Genomic DNA, 20,062 nt, shown 5'->3' on the forward strand with positions numbered 1-20,062 from the left:
AGCTTGCGGCCCTTGTGCTTCACTTCGATGCATGATCTCGGAAAGCCGTTGCCCGGTGGAGGACGGTGAGCTCCTCGTCCGCCGCGGCGGCGAGGGCCCGGCGCTGCTGCTGATCGCGGGCGGCACCGGATCGGGCGATTCCTACCGCGCGCTGGCGAAGCAGCTGTCCGCGGACTACACCGTGATCACCTACGACCGGCGCGGCCACTTCGGCAGCACCGACACCACCACGGGCCCGGTCCCGGTTGCGCTGCAGGCCGACGACGCGCTCGCGGTGCTGCACCACGCGGCCGGCGGCCCCGCGCTGGTGTTCGGGTCGAGCGCGGGCGCGCTGATCGGCCTCGACCTCACCGCCCGCCACCCGGACCGCGTCACGACGCTGGTCGCGCACGAACCCCCGGCGGTGCACCTGATGCCGGACGCGGGCGGCTGGCTCGAAGCGGCGGCGGAACAGGTGCGGCTGGCCCGTTCGGGTGAGCTGATGACCGCGGTGACGCGGTTCGCCGAAGCGATCGCGGGCGCGGCGCTGCCCAACCTGCCGAACCTCCGCCTCCCGCACCAGACCGACTGGATCCGGCTGTTCGACCGCGAGCTGACGGAGTTCTTCGACTACCTCCCGGACCTGCGCGCGCTGCGCCGGTCGAGCACGGAGATCATCCCGGTGGCTGGCGAAGGCAGCCGGGGGCGCTACCACTACCAGCCGGCGAAGATCCTGGCGCTGGAGCTGGGCTTGCCGTTCACCGAGATGCCCGGCGCGCACCTGGCGCCGCAGCGGAACCCGGTGAAGTTCGCCGCGGCGCTGAAGGACCTGCTGACCCCGGAGCTCTGAGCGTCAGACGACCCGGATGCCGTCCTTCCAGACCTCCCGGATGTTCGACGCCAGCGCCGGGAAGTCGTACGGATTCCCGTCCACCACCACGACGTCCGCCCGCAGTCCCGGCTCGATCCGCCCCAGCTCCCCGTCGAGCCCCATCAGCCGCGCCGCCGACGAGGTCGTCGCCTCCAGGACGTCCCCCGGCGTCATCCCGCACGCCGCCATCAGCGCCAGTTCCTCGAGGTTCGTCCCGTGGGGCCCCACTCCGCTGTCGGTGCCCATGGCGATCCGGACCCCCGCCGCATACGCCCGGCGGACCGAGTCGCGGTGCGCCTCGACGACTTCGCGAGCTTTCGCCACCACCGCCGCCGGGAGATCGACGCCGGCGTCGGCCGCGCGGACCACGTTGACCGGGGCGATCAGCGTCGGCACCAGCCACGTGCCGTGGCCGAGCATCAGCTCGATCGCTTCGTCGTCGAGGTAGATGCCGTGTTCGATCGACCGCACGCCCGCGCGGACCGCGTTCTTGATGCCCGCCGCGCCCTGGGCGTGCGCCATCACCGGACGGCCCTGCATCGCCGCCTCGGTGACCAGGACCTCCAGTTCCTCCGGCGTGAACTGCGCGTGCCGCGGGTCGTCGCGCGGAGACAGCACGCCGCCGGTCGTGCACACCTTGAGCACGTCGGCGCCCGCGCGCAGCAGTGTCCTGGCCACGCGCCGCATTTCGTCGGGGCCGTCGGCCGTCGTGTCGGGCCGGCCGGGGTGCGGCACCAGCAGCGGCACGCACAGGCCCGACGGGTGCCAGCCGTCGCCGTGGCCGCCGGTCGGGCTGATCAGCCCGATCGAGATCTGCAGCCGCGGCCCCGGGATCAGCCCGTCGTCCACCGCCTGCTTGATGCCGAGGTCCGCGCCCGCGGCGTCGCGGACCGTCGTGATGCCCAGCCCGAGCGTCGCCCACAGGTTCCGCGCGGCTTCGTAGAACTGGTAGGAGAACGGCTTCTGCACGCGGGCCAGCAGCCCGATCTCCGACACCGTGACGTGCACGTGGCAGTCGAACAGCCCGGGCAGCAGCACCGCGCCGGCGCAGTCGACGCCCTCGTCGCCGTCCAGGTCCGTGCCGACGTCGACGATCCGGCCGTGCTCGACGACGACGTCGGCCGGGGCCGGATCCGCGCCGGAGCCGTCGAACACCGAACCGCCGGTGAACACCGTGCGCGTCACGCTGCCTCCCGCGAAGGTTCCGGAACCGCCCGCCGTCCGGCCCGGCGACAAGCGGATCCGGCCGGAAGATGCCGAGCACGAGGGCAAGGGTACTCGCGAGCACAACCGTCCCGGGGTTGATCCAGAACCGCCGGCGGCCCGTGCTCGGCACGAACCAGACGTGATCATCCATTCCACTGTGGACGATCGGCCCGCGCCCGGTGGTGGCCGCGTACGGCGTCACCCGGCCAGGAGCCCGAGCCGGCGGACGGCGAGTTCGGCCAGCAGCGCGGCGCCGTCGCCGAGCACCTGATCGTCGAACCGGGCGCGCGGCGAGTGGTTGTCCGGGGCGGTCGCCGGGTCCCCCGGGCACGCGCCGAGGAAGAGGTACGCGCCGGGAACCCGGTCGAGGACCCGGGAAAAGTCCTCCGACCCGGTGATCGGAACCGCCATCTCGGTGAAGCGCTCCTCGCCGAAGACGTCACGGACCGTGTCGGCCACGAAGTCGTAGGCCTCGGCGTCGTTGACCGTCGGCGGGTATTCGGGTTCGTAGGTGACGTCGATGTCGAGGCCGTGCGCTTGGGCGACGCCGCGGCAGACCTGCTCCGCCCGCTCGCCCACCCGCGCGGCAACTTCCGGCGAGAACGACCGCAGCGTCGCGTCGAACACCGCGTCGTCGGGGATGATGTTGGCCCGGGTGCCGGCGTGGAACGAGCCGACGGTGATCACGACCGGGTCGAAGACGTCGAAGGTGCGCGTGACCATCGTCTGCAGCGCGGTCACCATCTCGCAGGCAGCCGGAATGGGGTCGCGGGCGTCGTGCGGGGACGAGCCGTGACCGCCGTCGCCCCGCACGCGGACCGCGAGGGTCCCCGACGCCGCCATCAGCGTGCCCGGCCGGCTGGCGAACTGGCCCTTCGCGTAGCTCGCGGCCGAGACGTGCAGGCCGTAGGCGGCGTCGACGGGCCGGCCGGACGCCGTCAGCACGCCTTCGTCGATCATGTGGCCGGCGCCGTCGCAGCCCTCTTCGCCGGGCTGGAACATGAACACGACGTCACCGGACAGCTCGTCGCGCCGGGCGGCGAGGAGCCGGGCCGCGCCGACCAGGCCCGCGGTGTGCAGGTCGTGGCCGCAGGCGTGCATCGCGCCGTCGAGCGTCGAGGTGAAGTCCTCGCCGCTGGCTTCGGTGACCGGGAGCGCGTCCATGTCGCCGCGCAGCAGCACGGTGCCGCCCGGCTTCCCGCCGCGCAGGACCGCGGTGATCGACGACAGGTTCCTGCCGAGACCGAGTTCGAGATCGAGCCCGTCCAGCGCCGCGAGGACCCGTTGCTGGGTGCGCGGCAGGTGGAGACCGATCTCGGGGATGCGGTGCAGGTCGCGGCGCAGGGCGACCAGCTCGTCGAGGATGGCGGCGGCATCGGAGCGCAGGGTCATCCACCGATCATGCGCCCATGGTGACCGAACTGCAGGCGTGCCGCGGGTGTCTTGGTCGCCACCCGGCCACGCGCTCGGCCTGGGCGCGGTGGCCGCCGCCCGTCGCTGGGACGCCCGGTGTGCGCGGCACTGTCCGGACGGCGCTGTGGCTGCCTTGGGTGACGTGGGAAGCGGCGACGATGCCATGGCTGGAGATCACCGGCCGCGAGGTGACGCTGCGGAGCAGCAAGCCGACGGGCTGGTTGCTCGACGCGGCGGGGGTGCGGCACCAGGCGGCGGCCGCTGCTCGGCTTCCGGGCCGCGGTCCCCGTGCCGGAGCACGGGGACCGCAGCGTTGACCGGCCCGGAGGATGAGGGGGGTGAGGTGGAGGGAAGCATCCCCCGGGACCGGTGTTTCGGGGAGCGCCGCCGCCGAGGCCGGCCCGGTGACCGAGGGGCGGCCACCGGCCGGGGCTTCGGGACGGGTCTCGCGTCGATCCGGGACGTGACTCGCGTGATCAGCCGCGGATCTCGTGTGTCTGGCGACGGATCTCGTGTGTCTGGGGCCGGATCTCGTGTGTCTGGCGACGGATCTCGTGTGTCTGGGGCCGGATCTCGTGTGCTGGAACGGGCATCTCGCCTGATTGGACGGCTGGCTCGGGGGTTGGAGGTCGGGTTGGTGGTGGGGGAGGGTTCCGGCCGGTGGATGGGGGTGAGGTGGAGGAAGCGTCCACCGGACCGGAACTCGCGGGCGGGCGACTCCCGCCGTCTCCTCCTTCGCTGATCCGGCGGGGCCGGATCGGTGGGGGTGAGGAATCCCGGTCCGGCGGACTTGGGGTGAGGTGGAGGAAGCGTCCACCGGACCGGGACTTCAGTACGGGACCACGTCCCGCGATTTCCTGCAGTAAAACAACCGGCCCAGCAGACTGGGGGTGAGGTGGAGGGAAGCATCCACCAGGCCGGGACTTGAGTGCGGAACGAAAGCCCCGCGATTTCCTGCGGTAAAACAACCGGCCCAGCAGACTGGGGGGTGAGGTGGAGGGAAGCGTCCACCAGGCCGGGACTTGAGTGCGGAACGAAAGCCCCGCGATTTCCTGCGGTAAAGCAACCGGCCCGGCGAACGGGGGGGGTGAGGTGGAGGGAAGTGTCCGCCGGGCCGGGGTTCGTGGGGCGGGTCAGTACCCGCCGGGGGCCGAAGAGGTGGCGAGCGCCTGCCGGACTTCGGGCCGGCGCTGCGGGTCCGCCTTGCAGCCGTTGGGTTCCATGGCGTACCAGGTGCTGCCCGCGCCGTGGCCGTTCGCCTCGCCGGGCGTGGTGTCCTGGGCGTAGGTGTAGACCGGCCAGCCGCCGACCGTCACCTGGCTCGTGCCGTCCGGGCGGCGGATCCGGCCGATCAGCTTGGAGTCGATGTCGTCGGCGACGGTGACCCGGCCGTCGGCGGGCACCGGCGGCCACTTCTGCGCGCAGGTTCCGTCGCATGTGGACGTTCCGGAATCCTTGCCGTCCTTGGTGAAGAGGTAGAGCGTGCGGCCGTCGGCGTCCGTGAGGACGGGCCCGAGGCCGTCGACTTCGCCGGTGTCGACGGTGGCCGGCTCCACGCCCGCCTTCTCCCCCGCCGGCGTGATCGCCGCCCAGTCCGCGCTGACGTTCCGGCCGAGCGCGACGCCCGGCCCGGTGTCCTTCGCGTACCGGTAGACCGGCCGGCCGCCGACCGTCACCTGCTTGCGGCCGTCGGGCCGGGTGACCAGGCCGACCAGCCGGGCGTCGACCCCGGCGGCGAGCGCCGGGACGTCGGAAGTCAGCGGCGGCCAGGTTTCCGCGCAAGCGCCGGCGCAGGTGGCCTTCGGCGGCTCGGCCGTGTCCTTGGCGTAGCGGTAGAGCGTGTGGCCTTCGGCGTCGGCCAGCACCGCGCCCAGACCTTCCACAGTGGACGCGACCAGCTGGGCCTGTCCGGTCGCGGAGCCGGCCGGAACCGCGCTCGCCGGCTGCTGCTGCGCGCCGAGCACCACCGGCTGGACGGCTCCGGTCTTGGCGTACGGGTTGGTCCCGCAGGCCGCGACCAGCGCGAGTCCGGCGATGGCGAGCGGCAGAGCAGCGGCCGGGCGAGCACGGTTCATCGGAAGTTCTCCTTCCTGCGTTTCAGGTGGCCGGGTGCGATTATTCGGCGCAGGCCTGGCCGGAGTTGACGCAGTTGACCAGGCGGCCCATGATCTGGTTGCTCATCACGTTCGCAAAGTCGTCGTGGTCGGACTTCGGGTTGTGCTTTTCCTGGGCGAAGGCGTCCACTTTGTACTGCTTGTTCTGCTGGACGTCCAGCGGGACGTCGTACACCAGGGTGACCTGCAGCTGGGGCACGTTCTTGAACCCCTGGGGGCACTTGCCCTGCTTGTCGGCGAACACGATGTGCGTGCGGTGGTTCGCGCTGTCGGTGTTCTTGCCGTCCCAGCAGTTCGGGAAGGCGTGGATGCGCTCCACCTTGCTGCCCGCCGGGCAGATCGGGTAGAGGTCGGTCAGCCGGTCCTCGAACCCGGTGCAGGTCCAGCTCGGCCGCGCGTTCGCCGGGCCGTTGGTGCTCTGCTTGGCGTCACCGTAGAGGATCTTCAGGCCGAGCGGCATCGCGACGACGTTCTGCGCGCCGCCGCCGATGAACTTCAGCGTCGCGGACTCCGGCTCGATGATCGTGCCGTCGTTGTCGCCGACCTCCTTGTTCGCACCCTGGATGCCACCGAGCGCGTCCTGCTGGGCCTGGGCGGCCTGATCCTGGGCGGCCTGGTTCTGCTGGCCGTTCTGGTTCTGGCCGTTCTGGTTCTGGCCCTGCTGGTTGTTCTGATTCTGGTTCTGCTGCTGCTGGTTCTTGTTCTGGCCTTGCTTGGCCTGGTTGTTCTGGCCCTGCTGGTTGTTCTGGCCCTGCTGGTTGTTCTGGTCCTGACTGCGCTGACGCTGCTGCTGGCCGGCCTGGTTCTGGCCGGTCTGCTGCTGGCCGGCCTGGTTCTGGCCGGTCTGCTGCTGCCGCTGCTGCAGTCCGCTCTTGCCCGAGCGGCCGCCACCCTGGGCCTGGCTGCTGCGCTGCTCCTGGGCGTCCTTGGCGTCCTGGGCGGTCTTGTCCTGCTGGACGTCGCCCGTCTTGCCCTTCTGCTGCTGCTGGGCCTGCTGGTTCTTCTGCTGCGCAGCCTCCGCGTCTCCCCGGTCGATGCGGATGACGGGCCAGAAGTAGGCGGACTTGTCACCGTTTTTGCAGGTGGTACCGCCGGCGAGGAGGCTCTTGAGACTCGAGTCGGCATTGGTGGTCAGGTTGCCGACGTAGTCGTGCAGGTGCTGGGCACCGTTCTTGATCCCGGGCTGGGCGATGAAGTTGTCCGGGTTCTGGTGTCCACCGTCCGCGTCGGTTCCACAGTCGACGGTGAAGGAACCCTGGGCACCCTTCTGCTGCAAGGCCGCGTTGACGTTGGTACCGGCGGCAACCTTGTTGATGTCGATGAAAAGCGACGGGTCCGCCGGGTCCGCGCTGGCTTCGCCCGTGCGGCCCGCACTGACCGCGACGGCGAGTGCGCCGACGGCGATCGCCAGGCCGATCGCACCCATTGCGATCTTGGTTCGACGGGCAATACGGTGCTTGCCCGTCGCGGGGGGCCGAGAATTCCGGGCCATAGACTAGTTCACCTCGTTCGTTATTCCGGGCGCGCCGAACAGCGCCGCAGCCCGGGCAAGAACTACCGTTGATTGAGCTTGAGATCGCACGGAACCTGTGGGGGAGGCTTGCGGTTCCGGCTGTCGGATGCATCGGGGGATGCATTGGGGGATACGGACATGAGTGGCGCGAGGTTCAAAAGCGACCGGCCCGTTATCTGTTCGTTATCAAACGGAACGCAACCGGACGGCATTCACCCAGGTCACGGCGTTCCGCCGGAAAGGGGAAACTTCAGCGCTGAACGACGACGAGGACCGTGCCGTCGTCGCCGCGGACCTCGAACCGGCTGATCCGGTCCATCGCCAGGGAGATGGAACCCTGCAGCCGCAACGGTTCGGGCGAGCCGGGGATGCCGAACCCCTTGGGCGGCACCGACCAGCTGGAGACCACGCGTTCGTCACCGGCCGTCGGGATGGCGACCAGCTGGCAGTTCACCGGTCCGACGATCCCGCGCAGCTCGAGGTCGACGCGGCTGCCCCACTCCACCGGCGAGACGGTGACCAGCGCGCTGACCGCGGACCCACCACTGCCGCGGCCGTAGGTCTGGCCGCCGCCGGGCACCGGGGTGCCCGCGGACGGCGGTGCGGTGGACGTCGCCGGGACGCTCGTCGCCGGCGGCGGCTGCTTGCTGCTCGGGGCGGCGAGCGAAGCGGGCGGCACGGCGTCGGCCGGCCGGACCGCGAGGGTCACCAGCGGGCCCGCGATCACGGCGGCAGCGGCCGCGGCCCCGGCGAGGATGCCGATGCGCCGGCGGCGGCGGCGCTTGACGGAGGCCTCTTCCATGAGGCCACGAAGCACCCGGGGACCCGGCGAGAGGGTGCGCGGGCTGGGCGCGGGCATCGGGGGCTCCGGCCAGCTGCGCTTCACCAGGTCGAGGACGTCCGGCAGCTGGTAGAGCTCGATCAGGTCGAGCTGGCAGTGCGGGCAGTTCATCAGGTGGGCTTCGAACTGGGTGCTCTCGGCCTCGCTGAGGACGCCGAGCACGTACGCGGCGACGTCGGTGTGTGCGGATCCGGCCACGCTCAGTTCACCCCCGCTCGCGCAGGGCCCGGCGCAGCGCGCGGACGGCGTGGTGGATACGGGACTTGACGGTGCCCGGGGGCACGCCGAGGGTCGCCGCGACCTCGTTCACGGTCCGATCGCGCAGGTAGGTCTGCTGGATGGCCTCGCGTTGCTCGGGCGACAGGCCCTGCAACGCCTCGTAAACGATCATCGCGGCGAGCGTCCGGTCCGACTCGTCGGACACCGCGATCGCGTCGGATTCGATCTCCTCGATCTCCTGGGGCCGGACGCTGCGGCTGCGCCAGCCGTCGATGACGGTACGCCGGGCGACCGTGAACAACCAGGCACGCAGCATCTCGGGCTGGCGGTCGAGCTTGTCGGCGTTCCGCCACGCCTTGATCAGGGTCTCCTGCACGACGTCCTCGGCCCACTGCCGGTCGTGGCCGGTCAGCCGCAGCGCGAACGCCATCAGCGACCCGCCGAACTCCTGGTAGAGCGCCTTCGCCAGATCGTCATGGGCGTCGTTGGGCTCATCAACGACTTCCTGATCTTCGAGGGGTCTCAGCGCTCGAGTGTGCCGTCCCACGCGGGACATCCTGGTGGGCCGGACGGCCTACGTCCAGTACTTCGGGCACGCAAACCGGGAGCAAAACTTTTTTGAACCGTTTCCGGACCGTGTCCGTATCCCCTACCGAAGACCCCCGACCAGGCGTTGTCCCCCGCAACGCTCCACATCCACTCCGGACCGATGTCCACTGTGGATCTTTCGCGCCCTTTTCCGTTGCACTACCGGCAACAGCGCGTAGTCATGCCCCACGGAGGAGCAGTGATCCGCATTCCCCGACCGGTGGTCCCCGCCGCCGTGTGCCTCACCGCACTCACCCTGCTCACCGCCTGTACCGCCGGCGCGGCCACCACGTCCGGCGGCGGCTATGCCGCCGCGGGCGGAGCCGGTATGCAGATGCCCGGGATGCAGCAGGGGCAGGTCGTCCTGCCGATGCCGCAGTCCATCACCGGTGACCCGAACAACCCCGCGAAGAGCCAGCTCAGGGCAGCGAAGACGTTCGACCTCGGTCTCCTGCTCGTCGACGGGACCGGCTACACGATCTACCGCTACGACCGGGACACGACCAACCCCCCGCGGTCGAACTGCATCGGTGCGTGCGCCACCAAGTGGATCCCGGTCAAGGCAGGCGGCAACCTGGCGCCGATCGACGTCGACCAGTCGCTGATCGGGCAGATCACCCGCGACGACGGCAGCGAGCAGCTCACCCTCGCCGGCTGGCCGCTGTACCACTTCACCGGCGACACCGAACCGGCCGACACCTCCGGCCAGGGCCTGGACCAGGCGTGGTACCCGATCGCGCCGGATGGCAAGAAGATCACGTTGACCCAGGACCAGTGGAGGCAAGATGCGTTCGGCGTCTGAGCTCGCCGGGCTCGAGTACGAGCCCCCATCCGTTCTCGAGTTCACCCGGCCGCTGGTCCGGATCCTGTTCGTGCTGGTCGCGATCCTGACACTGCTCGCGCCGGGCTCGACCTCGCTGGCCCAGACCACGGTGTCCGACACCGACGCGGTCCTGCTGACCAAGGTCCGCCAGGCCGGTCTGTGGGAGATGCCCTCCGGCATGATGGCGATGCAGAAGGGTAGCCCGATCGTCCAGAAGATCGGCTTCGCGATCATGATGGACCACGGCCGCCTCGACGTGGCCACGCGCGCGCTCTCCCAGAAGCTGAACTCGCCGGTCCCCGACCAGCCCTCCGCGGAACAGCGCGGCTGGCTCGCCGAAGAGATGAACGCCTCGCCAGGACCGGAGTTCGACCGCATCTTCGCCAACCGGCTGCGCGCGGCGCACGGCCAGGTGTTCGCCGTGCTCGCGCAGCTACGGGCCGGCACCCGCAACGACGACGTGCGGGCCTTCGCGACCGTCGGCAACCAGGCCGTGCTGCGGCACATGACGATGCTCGAGAGCAGCGGGATGGTCGACTACACCGCGCTGCCCACCCCGGCCGTCTCCACCACCGCGGCACCGACCGGCATCCAGCTCGGCCTCGACAGCTCCCAGATGGCCGTGGTGGGCGCGTTGTTCCTCCTGGTCGGCGGTGGTCTGTTCTACGTGCTCCGCCAGGTCAAGAGCAACCGCGGCCGCGCCAGGGCCGCCCGGCCGGCCGCCGCGAGAACCGGGGGTAGCCATGGTTGAGACCTGGCACGACGCGACGATCTTCCTCACCCAGCAGTTCCAGCCGAAGACCGACCCGGCGGCCCGCGGCCTCGCGGCCTTCGCCGCCCGGACGTCGTACGCGGCGATGATGCTGACGCTCACCTGGGGTGTGCTCACCGCGACCGGCTGGATCCGTTCGGTCACCGGCCGGAAGGGCCTGCGCAGCACGCACATGGTGCTGGCCACCGCGACGCTGATCTTCGGCGGCATCCACGCGCTCGGCTTCACCTTCCTGACCATCCAGCCCTACAGCTTCCAGTACATGTTCGTCCCGTTCCTGTCCGGCCAGGAGACCCGCCACATCATCGGCATGGTCGGCTTCGAGATCATGGTGGCGATCTTCCTCACCGCGGGCCTGCAGCGGTTCACCTCCTACCGCCGCTGGCTGTGGCTGCACCGGTGCGCGTACCCGGCGGTGGCGCTGACCGCGCTGCACTCCTGGTTCGGCGCCATCGCCAACGGCCACCTCGCGACCGTCTGGCTGGGCGGCATCACGCTGCTCGTCCCGGCGGTGACGGTGTCCCTGCTGCGGTTCATGCCGGCCCGCACCCTCGAACGCATCGGACTCGTGGAAGAACAGGTGGTCTGACGTGCCCTTCCGTTTGCCCGGTGGCGGGCCCCGGATCAGTGTCGACAACGACCGGTGCGAGCTCTACGGCATCTGCGCCATGGAGGCGCCGGACGTGTTCGACCTCGGCCAGGACGGCCGCCTGCGCTTCCACACGCGACTGCTCGACGAAACCACCATTGAACAGGCGAAGATGGCCGCCCGCTGCTGCCCGATGCAGGCGGTCGTGATGAGAGGGGACCTCGATGGCTGACGGCGACCGGATCGTCATCGTCGGTGCGGGCGTCGCCGGGCTGCGTGCCGCGGAACGCTTGCGGGAACAGAAGTTCGACGGGGAGATCGTCCTGATCGGCGACGAGGCCCGGCGGCCCTACCACCGGCCGATGGTCTCCAAGGCGCTGGTGATGGGGACCGAGCGCCCCAGCGACGTGGGCCTTTCGCACTACCTGCCGGACCTCGACGTGCACTGGCGGCTCGGGGCGCGGGTCACGCACCTGGACACCACCGAGCGGGTCGTGCACCTGCCCGGCGGCGAGTCCCTCTGGTACGACGGCCTGATCGCCGCGACCGGCGTCTACCCGCGACACCTGCCAGGGGCACCGCGGCACGACCCGCGGGTGCGGATCCTGCGCACGGTCGAGGACTCGATGGCGGTGCGGCGCTGCCTCAACGCCAGCAAGAAGCCGGCCGTCGTGATCGGCGCCGGCCTGATCGGCAACGAGTTCGCCGCGAGCATGCGGCACATCGGCCGGGACGTCACCCTGGTCGGGCACGCGAAGGCACCGCTGCACCGCTTCGGCGACCGCGTCTCGAGCGGCATCGTCGAGGCGCACCACGAACACCGCGCGAACCTCGCCATGCGGAGCGAAGTCCGGCACTGGATCAGCACGAAGGACACCGTCGGGCTGCACCTGACGAACAACCAGCTGCTGGTCGCCAGTGTCGTCGTGCTCGCCATCGGCAGCGTCCCGTCGGTGGACTGGATGCGCGGCTCCGGCCTCGACATCAGCGACGGCGTCCTCTGCGACTCGAAGCTGTTCGCCGAGGGCGCCTCCGACGTCGTCATCGCCGGCGACATCGCGCGCTGGCCGAACCTGCGGTTCGACGAGACCCCGCGGCGGGTCGAGCACTGGATCAACGCCGTCGAGTCGGCCCGGCACGCGGCGGACAACCTGCTGATGGGGCACTCGAGCGCGATCCCGTTCACCCCGCTCCCCCGCGCCTGGTCGACGCTGTACGACACGCGCCTGCAGATGTGCGGGATGCCGTCACTGGCCGAGGACACCGTGTCGCTGGCCGACGGCATCACCGGCTTCGTCCGCGACGGCAGGCTCGTCGGCATTTCCTGCTGGGACAAGCCGCGGGCGATGCTCGACTGGATGGCCGAGCTCGACCGGCGGCTGCCCGCCCCCGACTACGTGCCGGAGCCGGAGCCCGCGCCCGTCGCCGAGGTCCCGCAGGTGCCGATGGTCGAGCCGGCGCTCGCCGCGATGGCGGCCGAGGTGCCGCCGGAGTTCGACAGCGGGTTCGACGCGCAGGCCTTCGAGCGCGAGTTCGAGAGCGAGTTCGCCAACGACATCCCGACCACGGCGTTCCCCGCGCAGTCGCCCCCCACGACGGCGCTGCAGGCACAGTCGCTGCCCGCCGGAGCGCTGCCGACGATGGCCATCCCGATGGGGAGGTAGAAGCCGGGACGGGGCTGCGCGCGGCGGCTCCGTCCCTTGCCGGCCACCACACCCCCTCCGCGGCTGGGCGGTGTGGTGGCCGGCCCCAGCGTCCCCCTGCCCGCCTCGCGTCCGTGCCTCCCGCCAGGGAGGCGGACCGAGCGCCCGGCGGGCCAGGAGAGGGCCATCCCGAGGGAACCCGACGCCCCCGGGGTGGCCTTCTTCCGGCGCACCGGGCGGGGGCCCGGGGTCGAGCGCCGCGGCGGGCCCGACCCGCCGTGGCGGACGGGCCGTGGAGACCGTTCCGGCGGACGGGTATGCCACCGGAAGGGGCTCCACGGTCTTCAGCACCGGTGCACGGCCGTCCCGGGGGCACGGGAACCCCCGGGACGGCCTCCACCCCCGTGAGGTCCCGCCGATCGCGGGCGCCGCCCTTCGCGGACGGACACCGCGGCAGCTCCGCCGAAGCCCGTCCGATATGGCAGGATCCATCCGTGACCAGCACCGCCGCCACGGCGCAGTACCTGCGCGACCTCGCGTTGCTGCGCCGCGTCCGGGACCGGATCGACCGGGAGTACGCGCAGCCGCTCGACGTCGAGGCGCTGGCCCGTGGGGTGAACATGTCGGCCGGGCACCTCAGCCGCCAGTTCCGGCGAGCCTACGGAGAGTCACCGTATTCGTACCTGATGACGCGGCGGATCGAACGGGCGATGGCCCTGCTGCGCACGGGCGAGCTGAGCGTCACCGAGGTCTGCTTCAGCGTCGGCTTCTCGTCGCTGGGCACCTTCAGCACCCGGTTCGCCGAGCTGGTGGGCATGCCCCCGAGCGTCTACCGCGAGCAGCAGGCCGAGGCCACCGTCGGGATGCCGCCGTGCGTGGCCAAACAGGTCACCAGACCGATCAGGAATCGAGAAGCACGACCCCCGGCGCACACCTAGGGTGACGACCATGGACGTCACCATTCACTCGAGCTTCCTCCCGCACACCGACCCGGAGGCCTCGCTCGGGTTCTACCGCGACCTGCTCGGCTTCGAGGTCCGCCAGAACGTCAAGTACGGCGACCTGCAGTGGATCACCGTCGGCCCCCCGAACCAGCCCGACACCTCGATCGTGCTGACCCCGGTGGCCGCGACGCCCGGCGTGACCGACGACGAGCGCCGCACCATCAACGAGATGATGGCCAAGGGCACGTACGCCAGTGTCAACCTCGCCACCAAGGACCTCGACGCCCTCTTCGCGAAGCTCGAGGCCGGGAACGCCGAGGTCGTCCAGGAGCCGGTAGAGCAGCCCTACGGCATCCGTGACTGCTCGTTCCGCGACCCCGCCGGCAACCTGCTCCGCATCCAGGAACTGCGCTGACGACGACCGCCGCGGTGCTCGGCCACCGCGCGATCCGGCGCCCACCGGAAGGGGATCGACCATGTGCCTGAGCCTCAAAATCGCCGCACACCAGCACTTCCGCGAGCTGGCGCAGCTGCGGCGCGTCCGCGACCGCATCGACCGCGAGCACGCCGGGCCCCTCGACGTCGAAGCGCTCGCCCGCAGCGTGGACCTGCCGGTCACGCTGTTCGTCGAGCGGTTCCGGCAGGCGTACGGCCAGACCCCGCAGGACTACCGGCGCGCCGCCGGAGCGGTCAGCGCACTGAACCGAACGAACGCTGCCTGAACGAACGCTGGAGAACCCCGATGAGCAAGCCCACGAGGAAGACCGCTCCGCACGTCGCGGACAGCCATGACCTGATCCGCGTCCACGGCGCGCGCGTGAACAACCTCAAGGACGTCCACGTCGAGCTGCCCAAGCGGCGGCTGACGGTGTTCACCGGCGTCTCCGGCTCCGGCAAGAGCTCCCTGGTGTTCAGCACGATCGCCGCCGAGTCGCAGCGGCTGATCAACGAGACCTACAGCACCTTCGTGCAGGGGTTCATGCCCACGCTGGCCCGGCCCGACGTCGACGTCCTGGACGGGATCACCACCGCGATCATCGTCGACCAGGAGCGGATGGGCGCCAACGTGCACTCCACCGTCGGCACCGCGACCGACGCGAACGCGATGCTGCGCATCCTCTTCAGCCGGCTCGGGCAGCCGCACATCGGCTCGCCGCAGGCGTTCTCGTTCAACGTCGCCTCGATCAGCGGCGCCGGCGCGGTCACCATCGAGAAGGGCGGGCGGCAGCTCAAGGAGCGGCGCAGCTTCAGCATCACCGGCGGCATGTGCCCGCGCTGCGAGGGCCGGGGCAAGGTCAACGACATCGACCTGACCGCGCTGTACGACGAGAACAAGTCGCTCAACGAAGGCGCGATCACCATCCCCGGCTACAGCATGGAGGGCTGGTACGGCCGCATCTTCCGCGGCGCCGGCTTCTTCGACCCGGACAAGCCGATCAAGAAGTACACCAAGAAGCAGTTCGCCGATCTGGTGTACAAGGAACCGACCAAGATCAAGGTCGACGGCATCAACCTGACCTTCTCGGGGCTGGTCCCGGCGATCCAGAAGTCCATGCTGTCCAAGGACGTCGACTCGCTGCAGCCGCACATCCGGGCGTTCGTGGAGCGGGCGGTGACCTTCCAGACCTGCCCGGACTGCGCGGGCACGCGGCTGTCCGCGGAGGCCCGGTCGTCCAAGATCGGCGGGATCAGTATCGCCGACGCCTGCGCGATGCAGATCAGCGACCTCGCCGCCTGGGTGGGGAAGCTGGCCGAGCCGTCGGTCGCGCCGCTGCTGGACGCGCTGAAGCACACCCTCGAGTCCTTCGTCGAGATCGGCCTCGGCTACCTCTCGCTCGACCGGCCGTCGGGCACGCTGTCGGGCGGGGAAGCCCAGCGCACCAAGATGATCCGGCACCTCGGGTCGTCGCTCACCGACGTCACCTACGTCTTCGACGAGCCGACGATCGGGCTGCACCCGCACGACATCCAGCGCATGAACGAGCTGCTGCTGCAGCTGCGCGACAAGGGCAACACGGTGCTGGTCGTCGAGCACAAGCCGGAGGCGATCGCGATCGCCGACCACGTCGTCGACCTCGGGCCGCGCGCCGGCACCGACGGCGGCGAGGTGGTGTTCGAGGGCACGGTGGACGGGCTGCGCAGGAGCGGGACGCTGACCGGGCGGCACTTGGACGACCGCGCGTCGCTGAAGCCGTCGGTGCGCTCGCGGTCGGGGGTGCTCGAGGTGCGCGGGGCGGCCACGCACAACCTGCAGGACGTCGACGTCGACCTCCCGCTCGGCGTGCTGGTCGTCGTGACCGGGGTCGCGGGTTCGGGCAAGAGCTCGCTGATCCACGGTTCGGTGTCCGGCGGCGAGGGCGTGGTGACGGTCGACCAGACCGGGATCCGCGGCTCACGGCGGAGCAACCCGGCGACGTACACCGGGCTGCTCGAGCCGATCCGCAAGGCGTTCGCCAAGGCCAACGGCGTGAAGCCGGCGCTGTTCAGCGCCAACTCCGAAGGCGCGTGCCCGAACTGCAACGGCGCCGGCGTCGTCTACACCGACCTCGGGATCATGGCCGGCACCGCCACCCCGTGCGAAGTGTGCGAGGGCAAGCGGTTCAACGCCGACGTGCTGGAATACACCTTCGGCGGCCGCGACATCAGCGAGGTGCTCGGGATGTCCGTGGCCGAGGCGCAGGCGTTCTTCGAGTCCGGTGACGCAGCATTGCCGGCGGCGCACAAGATCCTCACGCACCTGTCCGACGTCGGCCTCGGCTACCTCACGCTCGGCCAGCCCCTCACGACCCTGTCCGGCGGCGAGCGGCAGCGGATCAAGCTGGCCACGCACATGGCGGAGCAGGGCGGGGTGTACGTCCTCGACGAGCCGACGGCGGGCCTGCACCTCGCGGACGTCGAGCAGCTGCTGGGCCTGCTGGACCGGCTTGTGGACGCGGGCAAGTCGGTGATCGTCATCGAGCACCACCAGGCGGTGATGGCCCACGCGGACTGGATCGTCGACCTCGGCCCCGGCGCGGGTCACGACGGCGGTCGCGTGGTGTTCGAGGGCACGCCGGCGGAGCTGGTCAAGGCGCGGAAGAAGACGCTGACCGGCAAGCACCTCGCGGAGTACGTCGCCTGACGCCCGGACAGCCGGGCTCGCATACCAGCGCGGCCGGTAGGGCTGGCCCCCGCAAAGCGGCTGGGGCGCGCAGGATTCCGGTAGGGGCGGCGGTGCCGAAGACTCGGGGGCGTGACCACCACAGAGAACCTCGCCGGCAGCGACTTCGCCCGGCTGAGCCACCGCATCTCCGCCGCCGGCCTGCTGGTCCGCCGTCCCGGCTACTACACCGCCCGGATCGCCGTGGTGACCGGGTTGTTCGCCGGCGGCTGGGTGGCTTTCGCGTTGCTCGGGAACTCGTGGTGGCAGCTCGCCGTCGCCGCGTTCCTGGCGGTGATGTCCGGCCAGATCGCGTTGCTGTCCCACGACCTCGCGCACAAGCAGGTGTTCCGGCGGCGGCGGCCCACCGAGATCGCCGGGTTGCTCGCGGGCAACCTCGGGGCCGGGATGAGCTACGGCTGGTGGATGGACAAGCACACCCGCCACCACGCCAACCCGAACCACGAGGAGCTCGACCCCGACGTCGACCCGGACATTCTCGTCTGGTCGAAGGACCAGGCCCGCGCGGATCTCGGACCAGTGCCCCGGTTCATCGGGCGGTACCAGGCGTTCCTGTTCTTCCCGCTGCTCACCCTCGAAGGGCTGAACCTGCACTGGTCCGGCATCCGTGCCGTGCGCAAGCCGGGCCTGCGCCGCCGCACCACCGAAGCCGCGTTGCTCGCCGCGCACTTCGTCCTCTACTTCGGCGCGTTGCTCACCGTTCTCAGCCCCGGCATGGCGTTGCTGTTCTTCGCCGTCCACCAGGGACTCTGGGGTGTCTACATGGGATCGATCTTCGCGCCCAACCACAAGGGCATGCCGACGCTGACCGGGCGCACCGAGCTCGACTTCCTCCGCAAGCAGGTGCTCACCTCGCGCAACGTCCGCGGCGGCGCCGTCACCGACGTCGCCCTCGGCGGCCTCAACTACCAGATCGAGCACCACCTGTTCCCGAGCATGCCGTCGCCGCACCTGCGGCGGGCGCAGCCGATCGTCCAGGCCTACTGCGCCGAGCTCGGGATCCCGTACCTGCAGACGAGCCTGGTCGAGTCCTACCGGCAGGCCCTCACCCACCTGCATGAAGCTGGGGCGCCTCTCAGGAAGCGTTCGTAGACTCGGGGCATGAGGAAGAGCGGAACATGAAAAAGACGGTCGCGGCCCTTCGGGACCTGCCGGCGGCGTTCGGCGCGAAGGCCACCGGCGCGCGGGCCGAGCGGGTCCGCTCCTCGCCGCAGTTCGACGGCAAGGTGTTCCGCAACGCCGCGCCGCGGCACCCGATGACCGCGGCGTCGATGCGGACCATCTTCCGCGAGATGTTCTTCGGCGAGCACCGTGAGCTGCGCAAACCCGCCCACGCGGTGCCGCTGGTCGCGGCGGAGCCGGTGCTGTCGGCCGACGGCGTGCACCTGACCTGGTACGGCCACGCGTCCACGCTGGTCGAGCTCGACGGCGCCCGCGTGCTGCTCGACCCGGTGTGGAGCGAGCGGGTCTCGCCCGCGGCGTTCGCCGGGCCGCGGCGGCTGCACGAGCCGCCGGTACCGCTGTCCGGCGTCGGCCGGGTCGACGCCGTGGTGATTTCGCACGACCACTACGACCACCTGGACCTGGGCACGGTCCGCGCGCTGGTGGCATCGTCGCAGGCGCCCTTCCTGGTGCCGCTCGGGGTCGGTGCGCACCTGGAACGCTGGAACGTCCCGGCTTCGCGGATCATCGAGCTCGACTGGCACGAAGAGGCGACGGTGGCGGGCGTCCGGTTCGTCGCGACCCCGGCCCAGCACTTCTCCGGCCGCGGCATCTCGAACGACGACACGCTGTGGACGTCCTGGGCGCTGCTGGGGCCGTCGCACCGGGTGTTCTACAGCGGTGACACGGGCTACTTCGCCGGCTTCACGGCGATCGGCGCGGAGCACGGCCCGTTCGACGCGGCGCTCATCCAGATCGGCGCGTACGCCCCGCAGTGGCCGGACATCCACATGACCCCGGAGGAAGGCGTCGCGGCGGGCCTCGACGTCCGGGCGAAGCTGCTGGTCCCGGTGCACTGGGCGACGTTCCAGCTGGCGATGCACCCGTGGGGCGAGCCCGCGGACCGCGTGTGGAGCGAGGCGAAGGAAGCCGACCTCCCGGTGGCGATCCCCCGCCCGGGCGAGCGCATCGACGTGGCCGCCCCGCCTGCGGTGGACGGCTGGTGGCAGGCACTGTGATCGACGAGCACGAGCGGTACGCGCGCTACCTGCTCGAGTTCGCGAACGTCGCCGACGACGGCGACCTGGGTGTGGCTGCGGGTCCGCGCTTCGCGAATGGGTCATGGGACACCTCGCACGATGTCGCCGGCGAATCCAAGCCGCAACTCACCGGCCGCAGGGGCCAACTCACCGGCCGCAGGGGCCAACTCGCCGCCCGGAACGGCCAACTCACCGCAGCGATCGACCTTGCCGGAACCCTTGAGCTCGGGAGTGCGCGTGAAGCTGAAACTGGACCTGCACGACGTCTACAACCGCGGCGGCGAGATCGACCGGGCCCTGCGCGCGATCATCGACGAGGCCGTCGCCAAGAAGGCGCCGCTCGTCGAGATCATCCCGGGCAAGGGCTCGGGGCAGCTGAAGAAGCACGTCCTGCGGTTCCTCGAGCGCAAGGACGTCAAGGCGCTGTACCACCGGGTCGAGAAGGACAAGGACAACTTCGGCCGGGTGTTCGTGCACTTCCGCTGGAAGTGACGGCTCAGAAGCGGCTGTCGTGGCGGGCTTCGGACCAGGCTCGGTCCCAGGCCGCCGCGTGGAGGCGGGACAGGACGAACCGGGCGGCGCCGTAGAGGCCGGCCAGCACGCCGGTGACCGCGGCCCAGAGCAGGATCGCCGCATAGATGCCGTCGACCGCCGAAGTGAACCCGGACCGGGGTTCGCCGGTCAGCTCGCCGCGCTGGTCGAGCCACACGGGCACGCGGGTGCCCGCGGGGCTGCCGGCGTCGGTGAGGACGTCGCCGGTGTGGCGGGCGCCGCGCGCGTCGAACCAGGCGGCCGGGACCGTCGTCTGGTCGACCGGGACACCGGCGCCGTCGGTGCCGTAGGACTGGCCGGACGCGGCGGCGAGCGAGACGGCCGTCGCCGGGTGGCGGGTACCGCGCTCCTGCTCGGCGCGGGTGGTCTGGGCGGCGTAGGTCTCGGAGCCGAGAGCCGCGGCGAACGGCACGGCGAGGAACGCGCCGGCGACGGCCAGGAGCAGCAGGACGGCTTCGACGCGGTCACCCGCTCGCGCGAGTGGGTTGCGGCCGGGGCGCACTCGCCGTCCGAACCGGGCGATCCGTCCGCTGGGCCCACGCATGCGCGACTCACTCCTCCCGGGAAGGTGCCTTCTCGGTGGGAGTGTGCGCGCCGACGCTCGGCTTTCTCTTGTGAATGGGATGCGGCCCAC

General features: G+C 70.9%; 21 protein-coding genes. 14 read left to right on the forward strand and 7 right to left on the reverse strand.

The window, feature by feature from the left end:
* Window positions 1–31: 31 nt before the first annotated feature.
* Window positions 32–829 (forward strand): alpha/beta hydrolase, encoded by a 798-nt coding sequence (locus AB0F15_RS21875; RefSeq protein ID WP_360273070.1) that lies wholly within the window; start codon window positions 32–34, stop codon window positions 827–829.
* A 3-nt stretch (window positions 830–832) separates the two neighbouring features.
* Here AB0F15_RS21875 and AB0F15_RS21880 read toward each other — a convergent pair whose 3' ends face one another.
* Together AB0F15_RS21880 and AB0F15_RS21885 are read right to left on the reverse strand one after the other, a co-directional pair.
* The gene (locus AB0F15_RS21880; protein ID WP_360273073.1) at window positions 833–2,035 is read right to left on the reverse strand and encodes an amidohydrolase family protein; all 1,203 of its coding nucleotides are present in this window, start codon (window positions 2,033–2,035) and stop codon (window positions 833–835) included.
* Window positions 2,036–2,254: 219 nt separating this feature from the next.
* Window positions 2,255–3,448: a M20 family metallopeptidase gene (locus tag AB0F15_RS21885; RefSeq protein ID WP_360273076.1), complete on the reverse strand. Its 1,194-nt coding sequence runs from the start codon at window positions 3,446–3,448 to the stop codon at window positions 2,255–2,257.
* Window positions 3,449–3,465: 17 nt separating this feature from the next.
* Here AB0F15_RS21885 and AB0F15_RS21890 point away from each other — a divergent pair, with 17 nt between their 5' ends.
* The gene (locus AB0F15_RS21890) at window positions 3,466–3,786 is read left to right on the forward strand and encodes a hypothetical protein (RefSeq protein ID WP_360273079.1); all 321 of its coding nucleotides are present in this window, start codon (window positions 3,466–3,468) and stop codon (window positions 3,784–3,786) included.
* Window positions 3,787–4,602: 816 nt separating this feature from the next.
* Here the strand turns inward: AB0F15_RS21890 and AB0F15_RS21895 are convergent.
* The 4 genes from AB0F15_RS21895 to AB0F15_RS21910 all read right to left on the reverse strand — a co-directional run bounded on the left by AB0F15_RS21895 (window position 4,603) and on the right by AB0F15_RS21910 (window position 8,703).
* Entirely contained in the window at window positions 4,603–5,544 is a 942-nt protein-coding gene (locus tag AB0F15_RS21895) for an SCO0930 family lipoprotein (protein ID WP_360273082.1), read from the reverse strand.
* Between the two features lie 40 nt (window positions 5,545–5,584).
* On the reverse strand, window positions 5,585–7,075 hold the full coding sequence (locus tag AB0F15_RS21900) for a DUF1996 domain-containing protein (protein WP_360273085.1): 1,491 nt from the start codon (window positions 7,073–7,075) through the stop codon (window positions 5,585–5,587).
* A gap of 271 nt (window positions 7,076–7,346) precedes the next feature.
* Window positions 7,347–8,135, reverse strand: coding sequence for a zf-HC2 domain-containing protein (locus tag AB0F15_RS21905; RefSeq protein ID WP_360273088.1), 789 nt, complete (start codon window positions 8,133–8,135; stop codon window positions 7,347–7,349).
* Window positions 8,136–8,142: 7 nt separating this feature from the next.
* A complete protein-coding gene (locus AB0F15_RS21910) occupies window positions 8,143–8,703 on the reverse strand; it encodes a sigma-70 family RNA polymerase sigma factor (RefSeq protein WP_360273092.1) in 561 nt (186 codons plus the stop codon).
* Window positions 8,704–8,943: 240 nt separating this feature from the next.
* Between AB0F15_RS21910 and AB0F15_RS21915 the strand changes: the two genes are divergently transcribed.
* From AB0F15_RS21915 to AB0F15_RS21970, 12 genes are all read left to right on the forward strand, one after another.
* Complete coding sequence (locus tag AB0F15_RS21915) at window positions 8,944–9,546, forward strand: hypothetical protein (protein WP_360273095.1); 603 nt, start codon at window positions 8,944–8,946, stop codon at window positions 9,544–9,546.
* Complete coding sequence (locus AB0F15_RS21920) at window positions 9,530–10,318, forward strand: DUF4142 domain-containing protein (protein ID WP_360273098.1); 789 nt, start codon at window positions 9,530–9,532, stop codon at window positions 10,316–10,318. The genes AB0F15_RS21915 and AB0F15_RS21920 overlap by 17 nt, the downstream gene beginning before the upstream one ends.
* On the forward strand, window positions 10,311–10,928 hold the full coding sequence (locus AB0F15_RS21925; protein ID WP_360273101.1) for a ferric reductase-like transmembrane domain-containing protein: 618 nt from the start codon (window positions 10,311–10,313) through the stop codon (window positions 10,926–10,928). Before AB0F15_RS21920 ends, AB0F15_RS21925 begins: the two co-directional genes overlap by 8 nt.
* A gap of 1 nt (window position 10,929) precedes the next feature.
* The gene (locus tag AB0F15_RS21930; RefSeq protein ID WP_013224408.1) at window positions 10,930–11,160 is read left to right on the forward strand and encodes a ferredoxin; all 231 of its coding nucleotides are present in this window, start codon (window positions 10,930–10,932) and stop codon (window positions 11,158–11,160) included.
* The gene (locus tag AB0F15_RS21935; RefSeq protein ID WP_360273104.1) at window positions 11,153–12,592 is read left to right on the forward strand and encodes an FAD-dependent oxidoreductase; all 1,440 of its coding nucleotides are present in this window, start codon (window positions 11,153–11,155) and stop codon (window positions 12,590–12,592) included. The genes AB0F15_RS21930 and AB0F15_RS21935 overlap by 8 nt, the downstream gene beginning before the upstream one ends.
* A 473-nt stretch (window positions 12,593–13,065) precedes the next feature.
* Entirely contained in the window at window positions 13,066–13,509 is a 444-nt protein-coding gene (locus AB0F15_RS21940) for a helix-turn-helix transcriptional regulator (RefSeq protein WP_360273107.1), read from the forward strand.
* A gap of 10 nt (window positions 13,510–13,519) precedes the next feature.
* Window positions 13,520–13,930, forward strand: coding sequence for a VOC family protein (locus tag AB0F15_RS21945; RefSeq protein ID WP_360273110.1), 411 nt, complete (start codon window positions 13,520–13,522; stop codon window positions 13,928–13,930).
* Window positions 13,931–13,991: 61 nt separating this feature from the next.
* On the forward strand, window positions 13,992–14,237 hold the full coding sequence (locus tag AB0F15_RS21950; RefSeq protein WP_360273113.1) for an AraC family transcriptional regulator: 246 nt from the start codon (window positions 13,992–13,994) through the stop codon (window positions 14,235–14,237).
* A gap of 20 nt (window positions 14,238–14,257) precedes the next feature.
* On the forward strand, window positions 14,258–16,636 hold the full coding sequence (locus tag AB0F15_RS21955) for an excinuclease ABC subunit UvrA (RefSeq protein WP_360273116.1): 2,379 nt from the start codon (window positions 14,258–14,260) through the stop codon (window positions 16,634–16,636).
* A gap of 111 nt (window positions 16,637–16,747) precedes the next feature.
* On the forward strand, window positions 16,748–17,767 hold the full coding sequence (locus tag AB0F15_RS21960; RefSeq protein ID WP_360273119.1) for an acyl-CoA desaturase: 1,020 nt from the start codon (window positions 16,748–16,750) through the stop codon (window positions 17,765–17,767).
* A 26-nt stretch (window positions 17,768–17,793) separates the two neighbouring features.
* The gene (locus AB0F15_RS21965) at window positions 17,794–18,855 is read left to right on the forward strand and encodes an MBL fold metallo-hydrolase (RefSeq protein WP_360273122.1); all 1,062 of its coding nucleotides are present in this window, start codon (window positions 17,794–17,796) and stop codon (window positions 18,853–18,855) included.
* 258 nt (window positions 18,856–19,113) lie between these two features.
* Entirely contained in the window at window positions 19,114–19,368 is a 255-nt protein-coding gene (locus AB0F15_RS21970) for a Smr/MutS family protein (protein ID WP_013224398.1), read from the forward strand.
* A gap of 4 nt (window positions 19,369–19,372) precedes the next feature.
* Here the strand turns inward: AB0F15_RS21970 and AB0F15_RS21975 are convergent, their stop codons facing one another.
* Window positions 19,373–19,972: a hypothetical protein gene (locus tag AB0F15_RS21975; protein WP_360273125.1), complete on the reverse strand. Its 600-nt coding sequence runs from the start codon at window positions 19,970–19,972 to the stop codon at window positions 19,373–19,375.
* Window positions 19,973–20,062 lie beyond the last annotated feature (90 nt).

The organism is Amycolatopsis sp. NPDC026612 (assembly GCF_040638285.1).
Taxonomy (GTDB): Bacteria; Actinomycetota; Actinomycetes; order Mycobacteriales; family Pseudonocardiaceae; genus Amycolatopsis.

What these genes read in the sequence shown, in the direction of transcription:
- AB0F15_RS21875 (WP_360273070.1), top strand. Translation starts at nt 32, where the DNA reads ATGATCTCGGAAAGCCGTTGCCCGGTGGAGGACGGTGAGCTCCTCGTC.
- AB0F15_RS21955 (WP_360273116.1), top strand. Translation starts at nt 14,258, where the DNA reads ATGAGCAAGCCCACGAGGAAGACCGCTCCGCACGTCGCGGACAGCCAT.
- AB0F15_RS21965 (WP_360273122.1), top strand. Translation starts at nt 17,794, where the DNA reads ATGAAAAAGACGGTCGCGGCCCTTCGGGACCTGCCGGCGGCGTTCGGC.
- AB0F15_RS21935 (WP_360273104.1), top strand. Translation starts at nt 11,153, where the DNA reads ATGGCTGACGGCGACCGGATCGTCATCGTCGGTGCGGGCGTCGCCGGG.
- AB0F15_RS21885 (WP_360273076.1), bottom strand. Translation starts at nt 3,448, where the DNA reads ATGACCCTGCGCTCCGATGCCGCCGCCATCCTCGACGAGCTGGTCGCC.
- AB0F15_RS21925 (WP_360273101.1), top strand. Translation starts at nt 10,311, where the DNA reads ATGGTTGAGACCTGGCACGACGCGACGATCTTCCTCACCCAGCAGTTC.
- AB0F15_RS21975 (WP_360273125.1), bottom strand. Translation starts at nt 19,972, where the DNA reads ATGCGTGGGCCCAGCGGACGGATCGCCCGGTTCGGACGGCGAGTGCGC.
- AB0F15_RS21950 (WP_360273113.1), top strand. Translation starts at nt 13,992, where the DNA reads ATGTGCCTGAGCCTCAAAATCGCCGCACACCAGCACTTCCGCGAGCTG.
- AB0F15_RS21890 (WP_360273079.1), top strand. Translation starts at nt 3,466, where the DNA reads ATGGTGACCGAACTGCAGGCGTGCCGCGGGTGTCTTGGTCGCCACCCG.
- AB0F15_RS21945 (WP_360273110.1), top strand. Translation starts at nt 13,520, where the DNA reads ATGGACGTCACCATTCACTCGAGCTTCCTCCCGCACACCGACCCGGAG.
- AB0F15_RS21895 (WP_360273082.1), bottom strand. Translation starts at nt 5,544, where the DNA reads ATGAACCGTGCTCGCCCGGCCGCTGCTCTGCCGCTCGCCATCGCCGGA.
- AB0F15_RS21920 (WP_360273098.1), top strand. Translation starts at nt 9,530, where the DNA reads ATGCGTTCGGCGTCTGAGCTCGCCGGGCTCGAGTACGAGCCCCCATCC.
- AB0F15_RS21900 (WP_360273085.1), bottom strand. Translation starts at nt 7,075, where the DNA reads ATGGCCCGGAATTCTCGGCCCCCCGCGACGGGCAAGCACCGTATTGCC.